The organism is Segniliparus sp. (assembly GCF_051660745.1).
GTDB lineage: Bacteria > Actinomycetota > Actinomycetes > Mycobacteriales > Mycobacteriaceae > Segniliparus.
The window spans coordinates 40941-56522 of sequence record NZ_JBOFQF010000017.1; the positions used below are offsets into that span (position 1 = coordinate 40941).

At 67.3% G+C, this 15582-nt stretch carries 12 protein-coding genes; 1 reads left to right on the plus strand and 11 read right to left on the minus strand.

Annotation, left to right across the window (positions count from 1 at the left end):
• Nucleotides 1-2: 2 nt before the first annotated feature.
• From ACRC20_RS04545 to ACRC20_RS04575, 7 genes are all read right to left on the minus strand, one after another.
• Entirely contained in the window at nt 3-932 is a 930-nt protein-coding gene (locus ACRC20_RS04545; RefSeq protein ID WP_438685157.1) for a ferrochelatase, read from the minus strand.
• A 10-nt stretch (nt 933-942) separates the two neighbouring features.
• Nucleotides 943-1734, minus strand: coding sequence for an NADH-dependent enoyl-ACP reductase InhA (gene inhA, locus ACRC20_RS04550; protein WP_438685158.1), 792 nt, complete (start codon nt 1732-1734; stop codon nt 943-945).
• 26 nt (nt 1735-1760) lie between these two features.
• Complete coding sequence (gene fabG / locus ACRC20_RS04555; protein ID WP_438685159.1) at nt 1761-2486, minus strand: 3-oxoacyl-ACP reductase FabG; 726 nt, start codon at nt 2484-2486, stop codon at nt 1761-1763.
• Nucleotides 2487-2549: 63 nt separating this feature from the next.
• Nucleotides 2550-3581 (minus strand): VWA domain-containing protein, encoded by a 1032-nt coding sequence (locus ACRC20_RS04560; RefSeq protein ID WP_438685160.1) that lies wholly within the window; start codon nt 3579-3581, stop codon nt 2550-2552.
• A gap of 64 nt (nt 3582-3645) precedes the next feature.
• Nucleotides 3646-4428 (minus strand): DUF4241 domain-containing protein, encoded by a 783-nt coding sequence (locus ACRC20_RS04565; protein WP_438685161.1) that lies wholly within the window; start codon nt 4426-4428, stop codon nt 3646-3648.
• A gap of 27 nt (nt 4429-4455) precedes the next feature.
• Nucleotides 4456-5172, minus strand: a complete 717-nt coding sequence (locus tag ACRC20_RS04570) for a hypothetical protein (RefSeq protein WP_438685162.1) — start codon at nt 5170-5172, stop codon at nt 4456-4458.
• 126 nt (nt 5173-5298) lie between these two features.
• The gene (locus tag ACRC20_RS04575) at nt 5299-7404 is read right to left on the minus strand and encodes an SDR family oxidoreductase (RefSeq protein ID WP_438685163.1); all 2106 of its coding nucleotides are present in this window, start codon (nt 7402-7404) and stop codon (nt 5299-5301) included.
• A 124-nt stretch (nt 7405-7528) separates the two neighbouring features.
• On the opposite strand from ACRC20_RS04575, the gene ACRC20_RS04580 reads away from it, so the two are divergent.
• Nucleotides 7529-8464: an esterase gene (locus ACRC20_RS04580; RefSeq protein ID WP_438685164.1), complete on the plus strand. Its 936-nt coding sequence runs from the start codon at nt 7529-7531 to the stop codon at nt 8462-8464.
• Between the two features lie 114 nt (nt 8465-8578).
• Here the strand turns inward: ACRC20_RS04580 and ACRC20_RS04585 are convergent, their stop codons facing one another.
• The 4 genes from ACRC20_RS04585 to ACRC20_RS04600 form a co-directional block, all read right to left on the minus strand.
• On the minus strand, nt 8579-9283 hold the full coding sequence (locus ACRC20_RS04585) for a hypothetical protein (RefSeq protein ID WP_438685165.1): 705 nt from the start codon (nt 9281-9283) through the stop codon (nt 8579-8581).
• A gap of 45 nt (nt 9284-9328) precedes the next feature.
• Nucleotides 9329-12142 (minus strand): RND family transporter, encoded by a 2814-nt coding sequence (locus tag ACRC20_RS04590; RefSeq protein WP_438685166.1) that lies wholly within the window; start codon nt 12140-12142, stop codon nt 9329-9331.
• A 13-nt stretch (nt 12143-12155) separates the two neighbouring features.
• On the minus strand, nt 12156-12644 hold the full coding sequence (locus ACRC20_RS04595) for an MmpS family transport accessory protein (protein WP_438685167.1): 489 nt from the start codon (nt 12642-12644) through the stop codon (nt 12156-12158).
• 110 nt (nt 12645-12754) lie between these two features.
• On the minus strand, nt 12755-15577 hold the full coding sequence (locus ACRC20_RS04600; protein WP_438685168.1) for an RND family transporter: 2823 nt from the start codon (nt 15575-15577) through the stop codon (nt 12755-12757).
• Nucleotides 15578-15582 lie beyond the last annotated feature (5 nt).

A 15582-nucleotide genomic window follows, 5' to 3' on the forward strand; every position in this document is an offset into this window, starting at 1 on the left:
GTCTACCGGTCCGGCTCGGCAGACTCGGCCAGCTCCACGACCATTCGCGAGAAACGGGGATCCGGGCCAGGCGTCTTCGCCCTGGCGAATGCCACGCCGAGCGTGTCCGCCCGCTCCTTTGCCTCGTGGTCGAGGTCCCAGACGACCTCCACATGGTCCGAGACGAAGCCGATGGGACAGTTGACGACGGCTCGCGCCCCGTCGCGGGCGAGCGCCTCGATGTGGTCGCAGATATCCGGCTCCAGCCAGGGGACCGACGGCGGGCCGGAGCGAGACTGCCAGACCACGTCGAACGCGCCCGCCCCTGCCGCAGCGGCGACAAGCGCGGCGGCCTCGTGGACCTGTTGCTCGTAGACCTCGCGCCCGTTGCTCGCGAGCGGCACCGAATGCGCGGTGAACACGAGCCGCGCGTCGCCCCGCAGCTGCGGGGGGATCTCCTCGAACGCCGCGCGTGCCGCGTCGGCGAACGCCGCGACGAAGAGCGGGTGGCTGTAGAACTGGGGGAGCTTCACAAGGTCAGGAGCGCCCTCGCCGACGGCCGCGCGGGCCCGGGCGATGTCCTCGCGGTACTGCTCGTCTCCCGAATAGCCTCCCCACGCGGAGGTCGCGAACACCAGCGCGCGTCGCACGCCGTCGCGGGCCATCTGCGCGACCGTGTCCTCCACGAAGGGGCTCCAGTTGCGGTTGCCGAAATACACCGGCAGGTCCCAGCCCCGCGCCGCGAGCTCGCGCTCGATGTTCGCGATGATCTGCCGGTTGAGGGCGTTGATCGGGGAGACCCCGCCGAAATGGTAGTAGTGCTCGGCGACCTCGGCCAAACGCTCGTCCGGCACGTTCCTGCCCTCGGTCACGCGCCGCAAAAACGGCAGCACGTCGTCCGGGCCTTCCGGCCCGCCAAAAGAGAGCAGCAGGAGCGCGTCGACCGTTGGCACGGCCGTCAGCCTAGCCTGCGACCGAGTGCACGCCGCCGTCGACGTAGATGATCGAGCCGGTGGTGCCGGGCAGCCAGTCGGAGAGCAGCGCGACGGCGGTCTTCGCGACCGGGGTGCGGTCCTCGACGTCCCAGCCGATCGGCGCGCGGTTGTTCCAGCCCTCGTTGAGGTCTTTCACGCCCTTGCCGAGGTTCTCCTCGGCGCTGCCGATGGCCTTCATCGCGATGGTGGAGATGGGGCCGGCGCAGACCAGGTTCGAGCGGATCTTCTTCTGGTGGCCGACGTTGTACGCGACGTACTCGTTCACCGACTCCAGCGCGCGCTTCGCGACGCCCATCCAGTTGTAGAACGGGACCGCGCGCGAGCAGTCGAAGTCGAGGCCGATGAGGGACGAGCCCTCCTTGAGCACCGGCAACAGGGCCTGGGCGAGCGCGGCGTACGAGTACGCGGAGATCTCCAGCGCCGGGCCGACATCGGCCCAGGTGGCGCCGAGGAAGCTCTCAAAGGTGGGCCGGGGGGCGAAGGCGATGGAGTGCACCGCGCCGTCGATGCCGTCCGGGGCGTGCTCGCGAACCTTGTCCGCGAGGGAGCCCAGGTGCTCTGGGTTCTGCACGTCCAGCTCGATGAGCGGGGCGGGCTCGGGCAGGCGCTTGGCGATCGCCTCCACGAGGCGCAGGCGGCCGAAGCCGGTCAGCACGAGCTTCGCGCCTTCCTCCTGCGCCTTCTTCGCGATGGAGAAAGCGATGGAGGAGTCGTGGATGATGCCGGAGACCAGGATGGTCTTGCCGTCGAGGAGTCCCATAGCGTGTTCCTATCTGTCGGTGGTGGTTAGTGCCCCATGCCCTGGCCGCCGTCGACCGGGATGACGGTGCCGGTGACGAACGAGGAGTCGGGCCCGGCGAGGAAGCTCGCCACGCCTGCGACTTCCTCGGGCTGGCCGATCCGGGCCATCGGGATGCGCGGCATGACGACTTCGAGGACCTTCGGGTCCAGGCCGTTGGTCATGTCGGTGTCGATGAACCCGGGGGCGATGACGTTCGAGGTGATGCTGCGCGAGCCGAGCTCCCAGGTGAGCGAGCGGGCGAGGCCGACGAGGCCTGCCTTGGACGCGGCGTAGTTGGTCTGCCCCTGCGCGCCGGAGAGCCCGACGAGGGAGCCGATGAAGATGAACCGGCCCCACTTGTTCTTGATCATGCCGCGAGAGGCGCGCTTGGCGACCCGGTACGCGCCGACGAGGTTGGCGTTGAGCACCTTCTCGAACTGGTCGTCGGTGAGCTTGATGATGAGCATGTTGGCCACGATGCCCGCGTTGGAGACGAGCACCTCGACCGCGCCTTGGTGCTCCTCGACCTGCGTGAACGCCTGGTCGATCGACTCGGTGCTCGTCACGTCGCACTGCACGCCGAACAGGCCGAGCTCCGCGGGCGGGCCGGACTCGCGGTAGGTGACCGCGACCTTGTGGCCGTCCGCCTTCAGACGCTTTGCGATGGCGAGGCCGATGCCTCGGTTCCCGCCGGTAACCAGGACTGAACGACTCGGGGCAGCATCTGTCATGCGGAAAAACCTAACGTGCCGGGCCATGCCGAGGCAAACCGCCACGCCATGGGAAGTTTCTCGTTATGGCAAGGCGCGGTTGAAGAAGAAACTCGCGCCAGCCGCGCCCGCGACGAGGAGCGTCCCGCACAACGCCCAAATCCTGCTGGATTCGGAGCGGACGTGCTCGTAGCCGATGTCTTCGTTGAGCGACTGGTAGATCTGGGCCAGATCGGCCTGCGACTCCGCAGGGAAGAACCGGCAGCTGTTCCCCGGGCTGTTGGAGAGGTCCGAGATTTTCTTGAGAGACTCCAAGTCCACCGGCACCTCGTCCACCTGGTTGTCGATGGTGATCTTCCCTGATTTGGTGCCGAACGCGATGGTGCACACGGGGATGTGCTTCTCTTTCGCGGTGCGGGCGGCGGCGTACGCGCCCCGTGGTGCGTTGAGGTCGTCGGGCACGGTCTCTTTCCCGTCGGAGACCAGCACGATCCGCGCGGGCGGGGCGTGGTTCTTGCCGCCGAGCGCCCCCGCGATGGTCTCGATCTGCTGCAGCGCGGTGTAGATGCCTTCGCCGGTCGCGGTCTGCTTCTCCAGCTTGTCGGGCCGGATCATCTGGTCGATGACCTTCTTCGCGGTCTCGTGGTCGGTGGACGGGCGCACGAGCGGCTGCGCGTTGCCCGCGAACGTCACAACGCCCAGCTGCACGGTGGGGGCCATGCCGTCGACGAATTTGATCGCGGCGGCCCGTGCGGCGTCCACCCGGCTGGGCTTCACGTCGGTGGCCGCCATGGACTTCGAGATGTCCAAGACCAAGATGACGGTCGCCTGGTTCTTCGCGACCTGGGACACGGCGGTGGGGCCCGCGAGCGCGACCGTGAGGAACAAGAGGCCTGCCAGTAGGACCGCCGCCGGGACGTATCGGACCAGCTTCGGGCGTTTAGGCGCGATTTTGTCGAGGAGCTCGGTGTTCGCGAAGCGCTCGTAGCGCCTCTTGCGCATGACCTGCGTGCCGATATAGCCCGCGAGCACTGCGGCCACCACGAACAGGAGCAGGTACCACATCCCGTGCATGGGCGAGAACGGGTTGCCGAACCGGTTCGAGGTGTCAGTCATCGGCGGACGGCTCCCGGTTGCATGTGGCCAGGGTACCAGGGATCCGGCCCCCGGAGTCTGGTGTTCAGTGCTCGTCTTCCTCGAATCCGAGTAGGCCGAAATCGATGTGGATTCCGGTGGCCCGTCCGTCCGAGGCGAAGGTGACCAGCACTTCGTAGGCTCCGTCGCCCTGCCCGGAATGGCAGAGGATCAGATTCTCTCCCCGCTGTCCTCCGGGCAGCCCGATGCTCCCGGCTCCCTCGTCCGGCAAGAGGGCGAGGAGCGTGTCCAGCCCCTCGTGGTCGAGCTTCCCGCCGGGGACGAGGGCGGGCCGGTCGGACTGCTCCGGTGGGAGGACGAGCGGGAGCGAGCCCACGTCGACGAATCCTGCCGTGCCCGAGTCCACGCCGATGAGCGAGTGGAAATGCCCGAGGCCGTCCGCCCCGTCCCAGAGCGGCGTCGCCGTGGCGGACTCGACGCGCACCGACTGCGCGTCGGCCAGCACCACGCTCAGATACGCCTCGGTGGTGTACGCTTCTCCCTTGCTTTGGACGAGGGTGGCGCGCACCGGGTAAGCCCCGTGCGGGACTTCGAGCGCCAATCCGGTTCCCAAGTAGCGCAACGGGTCGCTGGCCTCGATTTTCCCGGACGGGCAGACCAGTGTCCCGAGCTCGCGGACCGTGAAGCGCAAGGCCTCCTCGTCGTCGGGGTCGTGCTGCGGCGCGAGGCCTTCGTAGAGGGCCAGGAACGAGCTGATGTCGCGCTGCGGCGCGGGCTCTTGGCGGGGCTGCGCCGGAGGGCTTTCCTTTTTTCTCTTTCCGGACGCGCCCTTGCCCCCGGAGAACGCCCGCAGAATCCTCTCCAACATGCTCGCAGTCTAGTTCCTCGAGGCGAATCAGGACGAAGGCGCGGACGCGATGGCCAGGCCGTTCGCGGCCTGGTCGGCGACCTCGTCAAAGACGTCGGGGTCGGGCGCGTCCTTCTCGGAGAGGTTGGGCGCGCCCTTCCCAGAGAGGTCGGGCTCCCAGTCGGCATAACCCCAGACCTGGACGAGGTAGGTCTTCCCGTCGTGCTCGACCAGCACGTTCCGCGCCGAGCGCTCCGTCACGGAGCAGAGCGTCCCGCCGTGCCAGCGTTCGCGCCGCGTTCTGACGAACCAGGACGGGCGGCCCTCGAAGTCGTCCTCGTCGGCGACGACGGTCTCGGGATCCGAACCGTACGCGTCCGACCGGGCCTCGCGGCGATCGTGGGCGAACATCTCGCGCAGCGTCTCGGGGTCCTTCGCGGTGTCGACCGACAGGCCGACGGAGGCGAATTCGCCTTCGTCCGTCGGCAACTCTTGTCGCAGCGCGCCGTACTCGTCGAGGTCAGGCTCCGCCCAGTCGCCGGCCGCGCGCAACGATAACGACAGGCCGGGGATCCGGTCCGGGCGCACGTCTTCGATCTGGAAGGGGGATAGCTGCATGCGCAATTGCTGGCGGAGCGGGCACCGCATGGAGCGGTCGACAGCCTCAGCGCCCAGGTCGTCGTCATCGGCCAGGGCATTGCTCGGAACCGTCAGCCCAGCCGCAAGGCACATCCCGGCTATCGCTCCTGCGAGCGCTCGTCTCATCGCGATCCCCCCTGGTATCGTGTTCGTCTCCAGGGCAAGGATAGCAGCGAGTGCTCAGCCGCGCCGCGACCCTTGCTGGGGCGTCAGCGCGATCACCAGAGGGCCGTGCTCACCAGTGGACGGTGCTCACCAATGGACCGGGAGCACCGCATTGGCGACGCGCCTGCCGTAGTGGTTCAACCGGAGCTTGCGCGCGCCGCGACGGACCTTGTTCATCACCGGGTTCGCGTTGTGCGGGATCGCCGACGGGTCGTCGCGCTCCTTGCGCTCGATCTCGTCGCCGGAGAGCTGGCCTGCCGCCGCAAGCGACTCCTCTTCGCTCAGGAAGTGCTGGTGCATCAGCCAGGCGTTGAACCTGGGGAAGAAGATCCGCAGCAGCTCCGCGCTGGTGCCCATGGGGGTGTCGATCTGGGCTGGCCGCTCGATCATGCCCCGGACGACCATCGCGGCGGCCTTCTCGGGGGTCGCTGCCCGGACGGTCTGGTAGTCCTCGGTCGGGGCGATCATCGGGGTGCGGATGAGCGGCATCCGGATGTTCGTGAACGTGACGTTGTCCGAGAGCACCTCGCCCGCGACGCAGTCGCTGAAGCCCTCCAGCGCCGTCTTCGAGGCGATGTAGGCCGAGAACCGGCTGATCCGCGACTGCACGCCGACCGTCGTGACGTTCACGATGTGCCCTGCGCGGCGGGCGCGCATGCCCGGCAGCAGCGCAAGGATGAGCCGGGCCGCGCCGTAGTAGTTGATCGCGATGGTGCGCTCGAGGTCGTGGAAGCGGCCGAGGGTCTTGTCCGCCGTGCGCCGGATCGACCGCCCCGCGTTGTTCACCAGGATGTCCACGTGGTCGTGGTCCGAGAGCACGGTCTTGACCAAGAGGTCGGTCGAGTCCGGGTCGGTGATGTCGCAGACGTAGGGGTGCGCGACGCCGCCCTTGGCGCGGATCTCCTTGGCGACCACGTCGAGGTCTTCTCCGCTGCGGGCGACGAGCAGCGTGATCGCGCCTTTCTCGGCTGCGTTGACCGCAGTGGCCCGGCCGATGCCCGAGGAAGCCCCGGTGATGAGCACGACTTTGCCGACGAGCGGCCCGTCCGGGTGGGGCCGGTCGAAGCGGTAGGGGTCGAGGTTGTCGTACCAGTAGTCCCAGACCTTCGGCGCGTAGCTCGCGAGCGAGGGGCAGCGGATCCCGTCCGGCGCGAGGGCGGCCTCGGTCTCGGCCGTGGCGAACGTCGTCGGCAGCCCGATGAGCCCGAACACATCCGGCGGGATGTGGTTGCCGCGGAACCACAATTCGCGCACGGGGCGCAGCGCCTCGCCGCCGAGCAAGGCCAGGAACGGCTTGACCAGGGGGTGGGGGATGGCGAAGGCCCGCTTCGGCCCGCCATGCGCCGGGGCGAGCGCCCGATACAGCTCGGGCAAGGACTGCGTCTTGGGGCTCATGAGGTGGAAGACGCGCTGTCCGGAGGCTCCGGGTGCGGTGGAGGAGTGGATGAGCGCGACGATGCCGTCGGCGACGAAGTCCACCGGCACGAAGTTCTGGTGCCCCACATCGGGCAGCGCGACGGGCAGGAGTTTCGGCAGTTTCGCGAACCGAGAGATCAACGGGAAGAAGTAGTACGGGCCGTCGATCTTGTCGATGGCCCCGGTGCGCGAGTCGCCGATCACGGCGGACGGGCGGTACACCCGCCACGCGAGGTCGGTCGCCGCGCGGACGAGCTTCTCCGCCTCGAACTTCGTCTCCTGGTACGAGTTGAAGAAGCCTTGGCCGAGGTCGAAGTCCTCCTCGGTGAACTCGCCGTCGAGGTCTCCGGCCACCGCGATGGAGGAGACGTGGTGCAGGGCGGAGCCGAGCCGGCGCGCCACTTCGATCGCGTTGCGGGTCCCCTCGATGTTCGCGGCGCGATTGGCCGCATCCGAGGCGGCCATGTCGTAGACGGCAGCCAAGTGCACGAGGTGGTCCGCCTGCGGAAGCCCGTCCGCCACGCCGAAGCCGGGTTCGGTGAGCTCGCCGACGAGCGGGACGACCCGGTCGCCACCGGCCCAGCCTGCTTTGAGCTTGTCGAGCTTTTGGACCGACTCGCGCCGGACCAAGGCGTGGACCACCGCGCGGGGGTCGCGGGCGAGCAGGCGCTCGATGACGCTGCGGCCGATGAACCCCGTTCCTCCGGTCACGAGGTAGCGCGTCGCTCCGGTCTGCGCAGTTTCGGACGGATCGACGGCGGGGGAGGGCGTGGGCATGCGGCGCTCCTGAGGCGTGGTTGACAAAGTTATGGGGACTTGCCCAGCAATCTACCGCAGCGCTCGGACACGCTTTGGCGACGGGTTTCGCAGATCTGTCCGGCGATCCTCTAGGCTGACAGATGTGACCTTCGCCGAACACACTCATGTTGCGCCGTTGAGCAGGCGCGCCTTGTTGGTCGGCGGTGCTGGCGCAGCGGTGGCCGCGGGGCTGGGGGCCGCGCTGTGGTCGCCCGAAGACTCGACATCCGCTTCCGCAGGAGCCGGCCCGTCGCAGGCCTCTTCCGCTCCGCCGCAGAACTACCCCGAATTCGAGGAAGGGCGCTTCTCCTCGGCCGCGCGGGGCGGCGCGGACACGAAGTGGAGCATCCAGCGTCCCGCTGGCGTGCATTCCGTGCTGCATCCGGTGGTTTTGTTGCACCGCCTCGGCGGCGACCACACCTCGCCTTTCCGGGACCTCCAACTCGCCGAGGCGCTCACCACCGCTGTCTCAGGCGGCGTCACCCCGTTCGCGCTTTGCTCGGTGGACGCCCAGGCTTCGGACGGCTCAGACTCCTTCTACCACCCGAGGTCCGTGCAGGGGAAGACCGTCGACTCGGGGAAAATGATCCTGGAAGAGCTCCTCCCGCTTTTGGCGACGAAGGGGCTGGACATCTCGAAAGTGGCGTTCTGGGGTTGGGGCATGGGCGGCTACGGAGCGTTGCGGCTCGGTGCGCTCTACGAGCAAGCCCATGCCGGAGCGGTCGCGGGGATCGTCGCGACGAGCCCCGCGCTCGGGGTGCGCAATCCGCCTTCGCCGCAAGGCTCGTTCGACGGCCCCGGCGACTACCAGAAGAACGCGATCTCCAACTACCTCGACACGCTGCGGAAGGTTCCGCTGCGGATCGACAGCGGCCGGAGCGGCTCCTACGTGGACGGCGCGCGCGCGTTGATCAGCGAGCTCGCCCCGGCGCAGGTGCAGGGCGGGGTCAAAGACGGAGCCTCGGAGGACGACACGTTCTTGAAGTCGCTGGTCCCAGACGAGCTGGCCTTCCTCGGCAAGGGTTTTAGCGCCCGCTGAGCATTTCGCGAAGAACAGGGCCGCGAAGAACAGGGCCGCGAAGAACAGGGCCGCGAAGAACAGGGCGCGTCCGCAGGCGGTTCCCCACAGATATGGGCGGTGCGCCGCTGCGACTTAGGCGCCTGCGCGGCGGCCGCCCGGCGCGACCGAGCCGTCCGGCTGGCCCAAATCGACCGCTTGGCAGAGATGGTTGAGCGCGTTCATCTCGTTGCGCAGCTTGTTCGAGCTGTAGCTGAGGTTGGCGTACCAATCGTCGCCGGGGGTCCCGGTCGGATTCTGGTGCACCAGGCCCCCGAGCATTCCAATGTTGGGGGTTTCGGCCGGGTCGGGGGCGTCCTCGTTCGGCCTTGAGCGCGGCCCCGCGTCGGGGGCGCCCCCGTCTTGCTTCTCGCGCAGCGAGCCCGAGAACGATCCCGCGGTGTCAGAGGCTTCCTTTGCGATGCGCTTGAGCCCGGCTTCCTGCGTTTGATGCGCCAAATCGTTGAGCGAGCCCGACAAGCGGTCGGCGAGCTCGATCTCTCGTTGCAGCAGGGTCGCTTCGTCCAAGTCTGCGAGCGGTTTCGCTTTCTTGGGAGCGTCGTCCTGGGCTTCCTCGTCCTCGTCCTCGGGGGGAGCGTCGGCAGCTGCGGCCTCCGCGTCGGCGGTCTTCTTGAGCTCTTTGTAGGTCGCGTCGATCCCCGGCAGCGCGGCGGAGAGGGTGTCGCAGTACGCGGCGGCTTCCGGGTCTGCTGCTGCGTTCGGGGCGAAACCCGGAACGGCCAAACCGATCAGACTGACACCGAGGAGCGGAGCGAGGAGGGAGGTCCGGGACGCGGTCATGGCACGACCATACCAGCGCGAAAGCGCGGCGGCGCGGCCTGTTCGCTACCGCTTGAGCTCCGCGAGGCGCAATGGCCACCAGAACTTCTCGCCCAAGAGCACCGCGAGGGCGGGCACGATGTAGGTTCGCACGATAAAGGTGTCGATGACCAGGCCCATGCCGATCGTGAAGCCCATTTGCGCGAGGTTGACCAGGCTCGCGCCCAGCATGGCGAACTGGGTGAACGCGAACACCATGCCCGCCGTGGTGACCACGCCGCCGGTGCCTGCGACGGACCGGATGACACCAGTCCTGACCCCTGCCCCCATCTCCTCCCGGAAGCGTGAGGCCACGAGCAAGTTGTAGTCCGCGCCGACGGAGATGAGGATGGCGAAGACCGCCGCAGGCACCGCCCAGTGCAGTTGGACGCCGAGCAGATGCTGCCAGACGAACAGGCTCAAGCCGTATGTCGACATGCAGGAGAGCACCACAGATCCGATGACGATCAGCGCGGCGACCACGCTGCCCAACAGCATCAGGACGATGCTGAAGATCACGGTGAGCGCGGCGACGGCGATGATCGCGCCGTCTCTGCCCATGATCTCGTGCGCGTCAAAGATCATGGCTCCGCTGCCGCTCACGCTGACGACGCTGCCCTCGAGCGGCGTCCCTTTGAGGGCTTGCTCGGTGACGGCTTTCAGCTGCCCGGCCCGCTGCATCCCGACGCTGCTGAAGCTCGAGCCTTTGCCCATGACGATCATGCGGGTGGTCTTCCCGTCCGGCGAGAACATCATCTGCAGGTAGGGCTTGATCTGGGGCGCGTTCAAGAGCTGGGAGGGGAAGTAGAAGTAGGCTCCGGTTCCGTTCGAGCTCCTGCCAAGGTCTTGCAGGATGTCGGCGGCGGTGTCGAGCTGGCTCGCCACGGGTTGCAGGGAGGCGTTGAGCGAGTTCGCCATGTCGCGCATCTGCACCAGGGAGTTCTCCATGAGGGGCAGCGAGCTCGCAGAGAGGGCCAAACCGTTCTGCGCGGAGGCGGTCATGCCGGTCAGCTGCCGCAAGCCCGCGCTCAGCTGGTCCAGCTGGTCCAGTCCTTGCAGCGAGCGTTTCGCCCCGGCGCACACGGCGTCCGTCGCGCAATCTCCCTGCTCGGACAGCGAGGCCTGCACGGGCACGATCAGTGTGCGCAGGTCCTTGATCTGCTTTTCGAGCTGCGCGAGCGGAGCCGCGATACGCGCCGACTGCGCGCTCATCGACTGGGTCTGCTGTTGGGCGTTCGCGAGCTGCCCCTTCAGCTGGTCGATGGTGCTGATCATCGATCCGAGACTGTCCGTCATCTGCCGCATCTGCTCGGTGCGCTGCTTGATGACGACGAGGTTCTGCTTGAGCATGCTGCTCGCGAAACCCGCGCTGTAGGTGAGCGACGTCTGGTCCAACGGCGCGCCGAGCGGACGGGTGAGCCATTGGACCGTGTTGACGTCCGGCAGCTTGGTCAGTTGCGCGGCGGTCTGCTCGAGGACGCCGATGTCGTTCGAGTTCCGCAGGTCGTGCGTCGCCTCGATGAGCACCATATCGGGGTACATCTGTTGCGCAGGGAAATGCTTCTGGACCGCCGCCATGCCCTTCGAGCTGCTCATGTTCGACGGGATGAAGGCCAGCTCGTCGTAGTTGAGCTCGGCGGTGGGGATCGCCAGCATGAGCAGGAGCAGGGGGAGCATCGACAGCATGAAGACGGTTCTTGGCCGGTGCGCGATGCGCACGCCGGTGCGCCGCCAGAAATCTCGTGTCGTGCGCACGCGTTTCGGATCGAACAAGCCGAACCGCTTCGCGCCTGCCCGCAGGACGATCGGGGTGACGGTGAGCGCCGAGACGACCGAGGCGAGGATGCCGAGCGCGCATGGAGTCCCCATGCTCCTGAGCATGTCGAGCTGGGTGAAGTCCAGGCAGGCCAGCGCGCCTGCGACGGTGAGCCCGGACGCGGCCACGACGGGGGCGATGCCCTGATAGGCCGCCAGGTAGGCGTCGTCGACGCTCAAGCCTGACCGTCTGCCCTCCTGGTAGCGGCCGATGAAGAAGACGGAGTAGTCGCAGCAGGCCCCCATCATGAGCGCGCCCATGAGCGCGTTGGTGAAGAGGGTCGTGGGCAAGAGGCCCGCGCCGACAAGCATGTTCACCGCAGGATCGGCCACGGCGAGCGCCAGGCCCACGGTGAGCAGCGGCAGGAAGGCGACCCAGAACGAGCGGTAGACCAGGAACAGCAGGACGCCGATCAAGAGGGCGGAGACGGCGCCGAGTTTGACCGCGTCGTTCTGGATCGCGGCGTTCTCTTCGGCGGCTCCTTGGCTCATGCCCGCGTTGTAGACGACGGTTCCGGGAGGTTTCGGCACGGACTGGATGGTGTCTTGCACGGCTTGGACCGAGTTGAGCGCCTTCGGAGTGCCGATGTCGCCCGCCAGGTTCATCTGGATAAACGCCACCCGCTTGTCCGGGCTCTCGGACATGGCCGCCAGCTGCGGGTCGGACCAGGTGTCGGTGAGCGACTCGACATGCTCTTTGTCCGCCTTGAGCTTTTGCACCAGCGTGCTGCGGTATTGCCGGTCGGCTTCGTCGAACGGGCCGGTCGTCTTCTCGACGATGAGCACGGACTGGTTGTTCGAGGTGGACTCGCCGAACGCGTGGCCCATGTGTTTGAGCGCCGCGCCGGATTCGGTGTTGACCGGGAAGATCGAGCTGCTGTGCTCGGCGAGGACCTGGCCGAGCGACGGGGCGATGAGGTTGAGCGCGACGGCGGCGAGTATCCAGAGGCCGACGATCGGTATCGAGAATTTCGCGACAATGCCTGCCACGCGGGCGAGACGGGAGTCTTGTTGCTGCTGTTGCATGGAGTTGTCGGACCTACTGTTGGAATTGCTGGAGGGCGTTGAGGCTGGGGTTGCAGCTGACCGACGGCGTGCCGCCAGACTGGGTCTGCTCGTCGACGACCTTGCCGTCGATCGTGATCCTGCAGGTCACGGCGCCGTTGTTCGTCAGCGCCGTCACGCCTGCGGGCGGGGCGGCGTCGGTCGCCGTCACGCTCGTGCGCCACGGTCCCTGCCCGGAGAAGAGATGCGTCTGGTTGTGCTCGTCCAGGTACGACACGGTGATCGGGCTGTTGGTCGAACTGGTCACCTCGTACGTGATCTGCCTCGGCGGCAGGGAGATCTTGAGCTCGGAACCCGGCGGAGTGTGCGGCCTGGCGTCCTCCGGGGCCAGCGCGACCTCGCGTTGCGAGAGCACGTACACGGCGGCGGCGCACGTCAAAAACGCGATGAGCAGATAGGTCCAGCCATGTCGTTCGACGAAGAACCCGTGCCCCTTGCGGGACAGCTCACGTCTCACATTCACCACACGATGAGACAAAAGTGTGGTGCCTGTCTCTCTTTGCATGTGGCCATGCTAACACGAGTGCTAGCAATTGCAAGCGGGCTGGAAGGAGCGGCTGTGGCTGCGGTTGTTCAGGCTTTGAGGTCGCGCAGCCGCAGCGGCCACCAGAATTTCTCGCCGAGCATGACCGCGATGGTCGGCACGATGAACGTGCGCACCACGAAGGTGTCGATGATGAGTCCGACGCCGATGGTGAAGCCGAGCTGCGCGAGATGGAGCAGGCTGGAGCCGAGGAGGCAGAACATCGTGATCGCGAAGACCATGCCCGCCGTGGTGACCACGCCGCCGGTGCCCGCGACCGACCGGACGACCCCGGTCCTGATCCCCGCTCGCATCTCTTCTTGGAACCGTGAGACGACGAGCAGGTTGTAGTCCGCGCCGACCGCGACGAGCACTGCGAAGACTGCGGCGGGGACGGACCAGTGCAGTTGGACGCCGAGCAGGTGCTGCCAGACCAGCACGCTCACCCCGAGCGTCGACAGGAACGAGATCGCGACGGAAACGAGGACGACTGCTGCCGCGACCACGCTGCGCAGCAGGAACAGCACGACGGTGAAGATGACGGTGAGCGCGGCGACGAGCAGGATCCGCTCGTCGTGCTCGAGGATCGTGTGCGTGTCGGCGACCATCGGAGCGGCCCCGCTCACGCTTGTGACGCTGCCCTCGAGCTGGGTTCCGCGCAACGCCGCCGCCACCGTGGGCCCGAGCTGCTCGGCGCGGTCCATGCCGACCGAGCTGTAGCTCGAGCTCTTGCCCATGACGATCATGCGGGTGCTCTTGCCGTCCGGGGAGAACATGACGTTCACGTACGGTTTGATCCGCGGATCGCCGAGGAGCGCGGCGGGGAAGTAGAAGAAGGAGCCGTTGCCCGCCGAGGATTTGCCGATGTCCTGCATGAGGTAGGCGACGATGCCCAACTGGGCGACGAGCGGCTCCACTGCGGTGTTGACCGCGGCGACGGTGTCCCGCAATTGGCCGAGGGAGCCGGTCAGCACCGGGATCGAAGCCGCAGAGCTCGAGATGCCCTCGCCGAGCGAGGACGCGAGGCCCTGCAGTTGCTTCAAACTCTTGGCGAGTTGGTCCGCGCTGGCGAAACCGGAGACGGCGCCCCGCGCGACTTTCGCCGCCCCGAGGCATTCCTGGTCGCCGAGGCATTGGCGCAAGTCGTTGGCCGCCGTCGTGTCGATCGCGGGCTGGAGTATCTGGCGCAACTCGTGCAGCTGGCCGTTCAGCTTGTTGAAGTTCGACATGAGCTGCGAGGACGAGCTTTTCAACCCGCCCGTCTGCTGTCCTGCGGCAGTGAGCTTGCCCTGCAGCCCGTCGATGGTGTCGATGATCTCGTTCAAATTGTCGGTGAGCTTGTGCAGCTGCGCGACACGGTTCTTGATGAGGGCGGCGTTCTGCGAGAGCAATGCCCCGGCGTAGCCGATGCCGTACCCGAGCGAGGTCTGGCTGAGCGGGACGCCCGTCGGGCGGGTGAGCCATTGCACCGCTGTGACATCCGGCAGCTGGCTGACTTTCTGCGCGGCTTGTTCGAGCACGCCGATGTCTGAGGAATTCCGCAGGTCGTGGGTCGACTGGATGAGCACGGTCTCCGGATAGAGCTGGGTCGCGGGGAAGTGGTCCCGCATCGCCTCCAGGCCTCTCGCGCTCTGCAGCTTCTTCGGGATGAACGCGGTCTCGTCGTAGTTGAAGCTCGCGGTGGGGATCGCCAGCATGAAGACGGCCAACGCCCCGCACGCGACGGCGCAGACGGGCTTCGGCCAACGCGCAACGCGCACGCCGATCCGTCGCCAGACAGTGGTGGAGTCGCCGTGCGGGCGCGGCTCGAAGAGGCCGAACCGTCTCGCGCCGAGCAGCAGGATCGCGGGAGTCGCGGTGAGCGAGTAGAGCGTCGCGACGGCGAGGCCGAACGAACAGGGCAGCCCCATGGACTTGAGGATGTCGAGCTGGGCGAACCCCATGCAGGCCAGCCCGCCGCTCACGGTGAGCCCGGAGGCGAGGACGACAGGGGCGACTCCTCGGTACGCGGCTCGGTACGCGCCGTCGACGTCGAGGCCTCGCCGCCTGCTCTCTTGGTAGCGGCCGATGAAGAAGATCGAATAGTCGGTGACCGCCCCGATCAAGAGGGCTCCCATCAGGGCGTTCGTGAACAACGAGGTGGGGAAGGCCCCGGCTTCCACGAGCAGGTTCACGGCGGGGGTGGCCACCGAGATGACGAGCCCGAGCCCGAGCAGGGAGAGGACCGCGACCGAGGGGGACCGGTAGACGATGAGGAGAAGGATCGCGATGAGGATGGCGGAGACGACCGCGAGCCAGGTCGAATCGGCGAGGACGGCGTTGATCTGGTCGACCGCGCCTTGGCCCATGCCTGCGATGTAGACGTTGACGCCGGGGGGCTTGGGCAAAGAGTCGATGATCGACTGCGCCGCCTCGACCGCGTCGTACCCTTTCGGGGAGCCGATATCGCCTGCCAAATCCATCTGCAGGTAGGCGAGCTGTTTGTCCGGGCTCTCCACGGCGGCTGCCAGCTGCGGGTCGGACCACATGTCGAACACCGACTCCACATGCGCCTTGTCCGCCGTGAGGCGGTGGAGCAGCTCGATGCGGTATTGCCGGTCTGCGTCGCCCATCGGCTTGTCCTTCTCCACGATGAGGACGGCTTGGTTGTTGGTGATGGACTCGCCGAACGCCTTGCCCGTGCGGGCGAGCGCGGCTCCAGACTCGGTGTTGGAGGGGAAAAGCGGCCGGTCGTGCTCCTTGACCAAGTCCTCGAACGTGGGGGCGGCGAGGTTGAGAGCCGCTGCCGCGAGAACCCAAAGGGCCACGATGGGCAAGGCGAACCTCGCGACGAATGAGGAGATACGGGCAGGCTTGTGGCCGTCTCGTGTCATGTAGT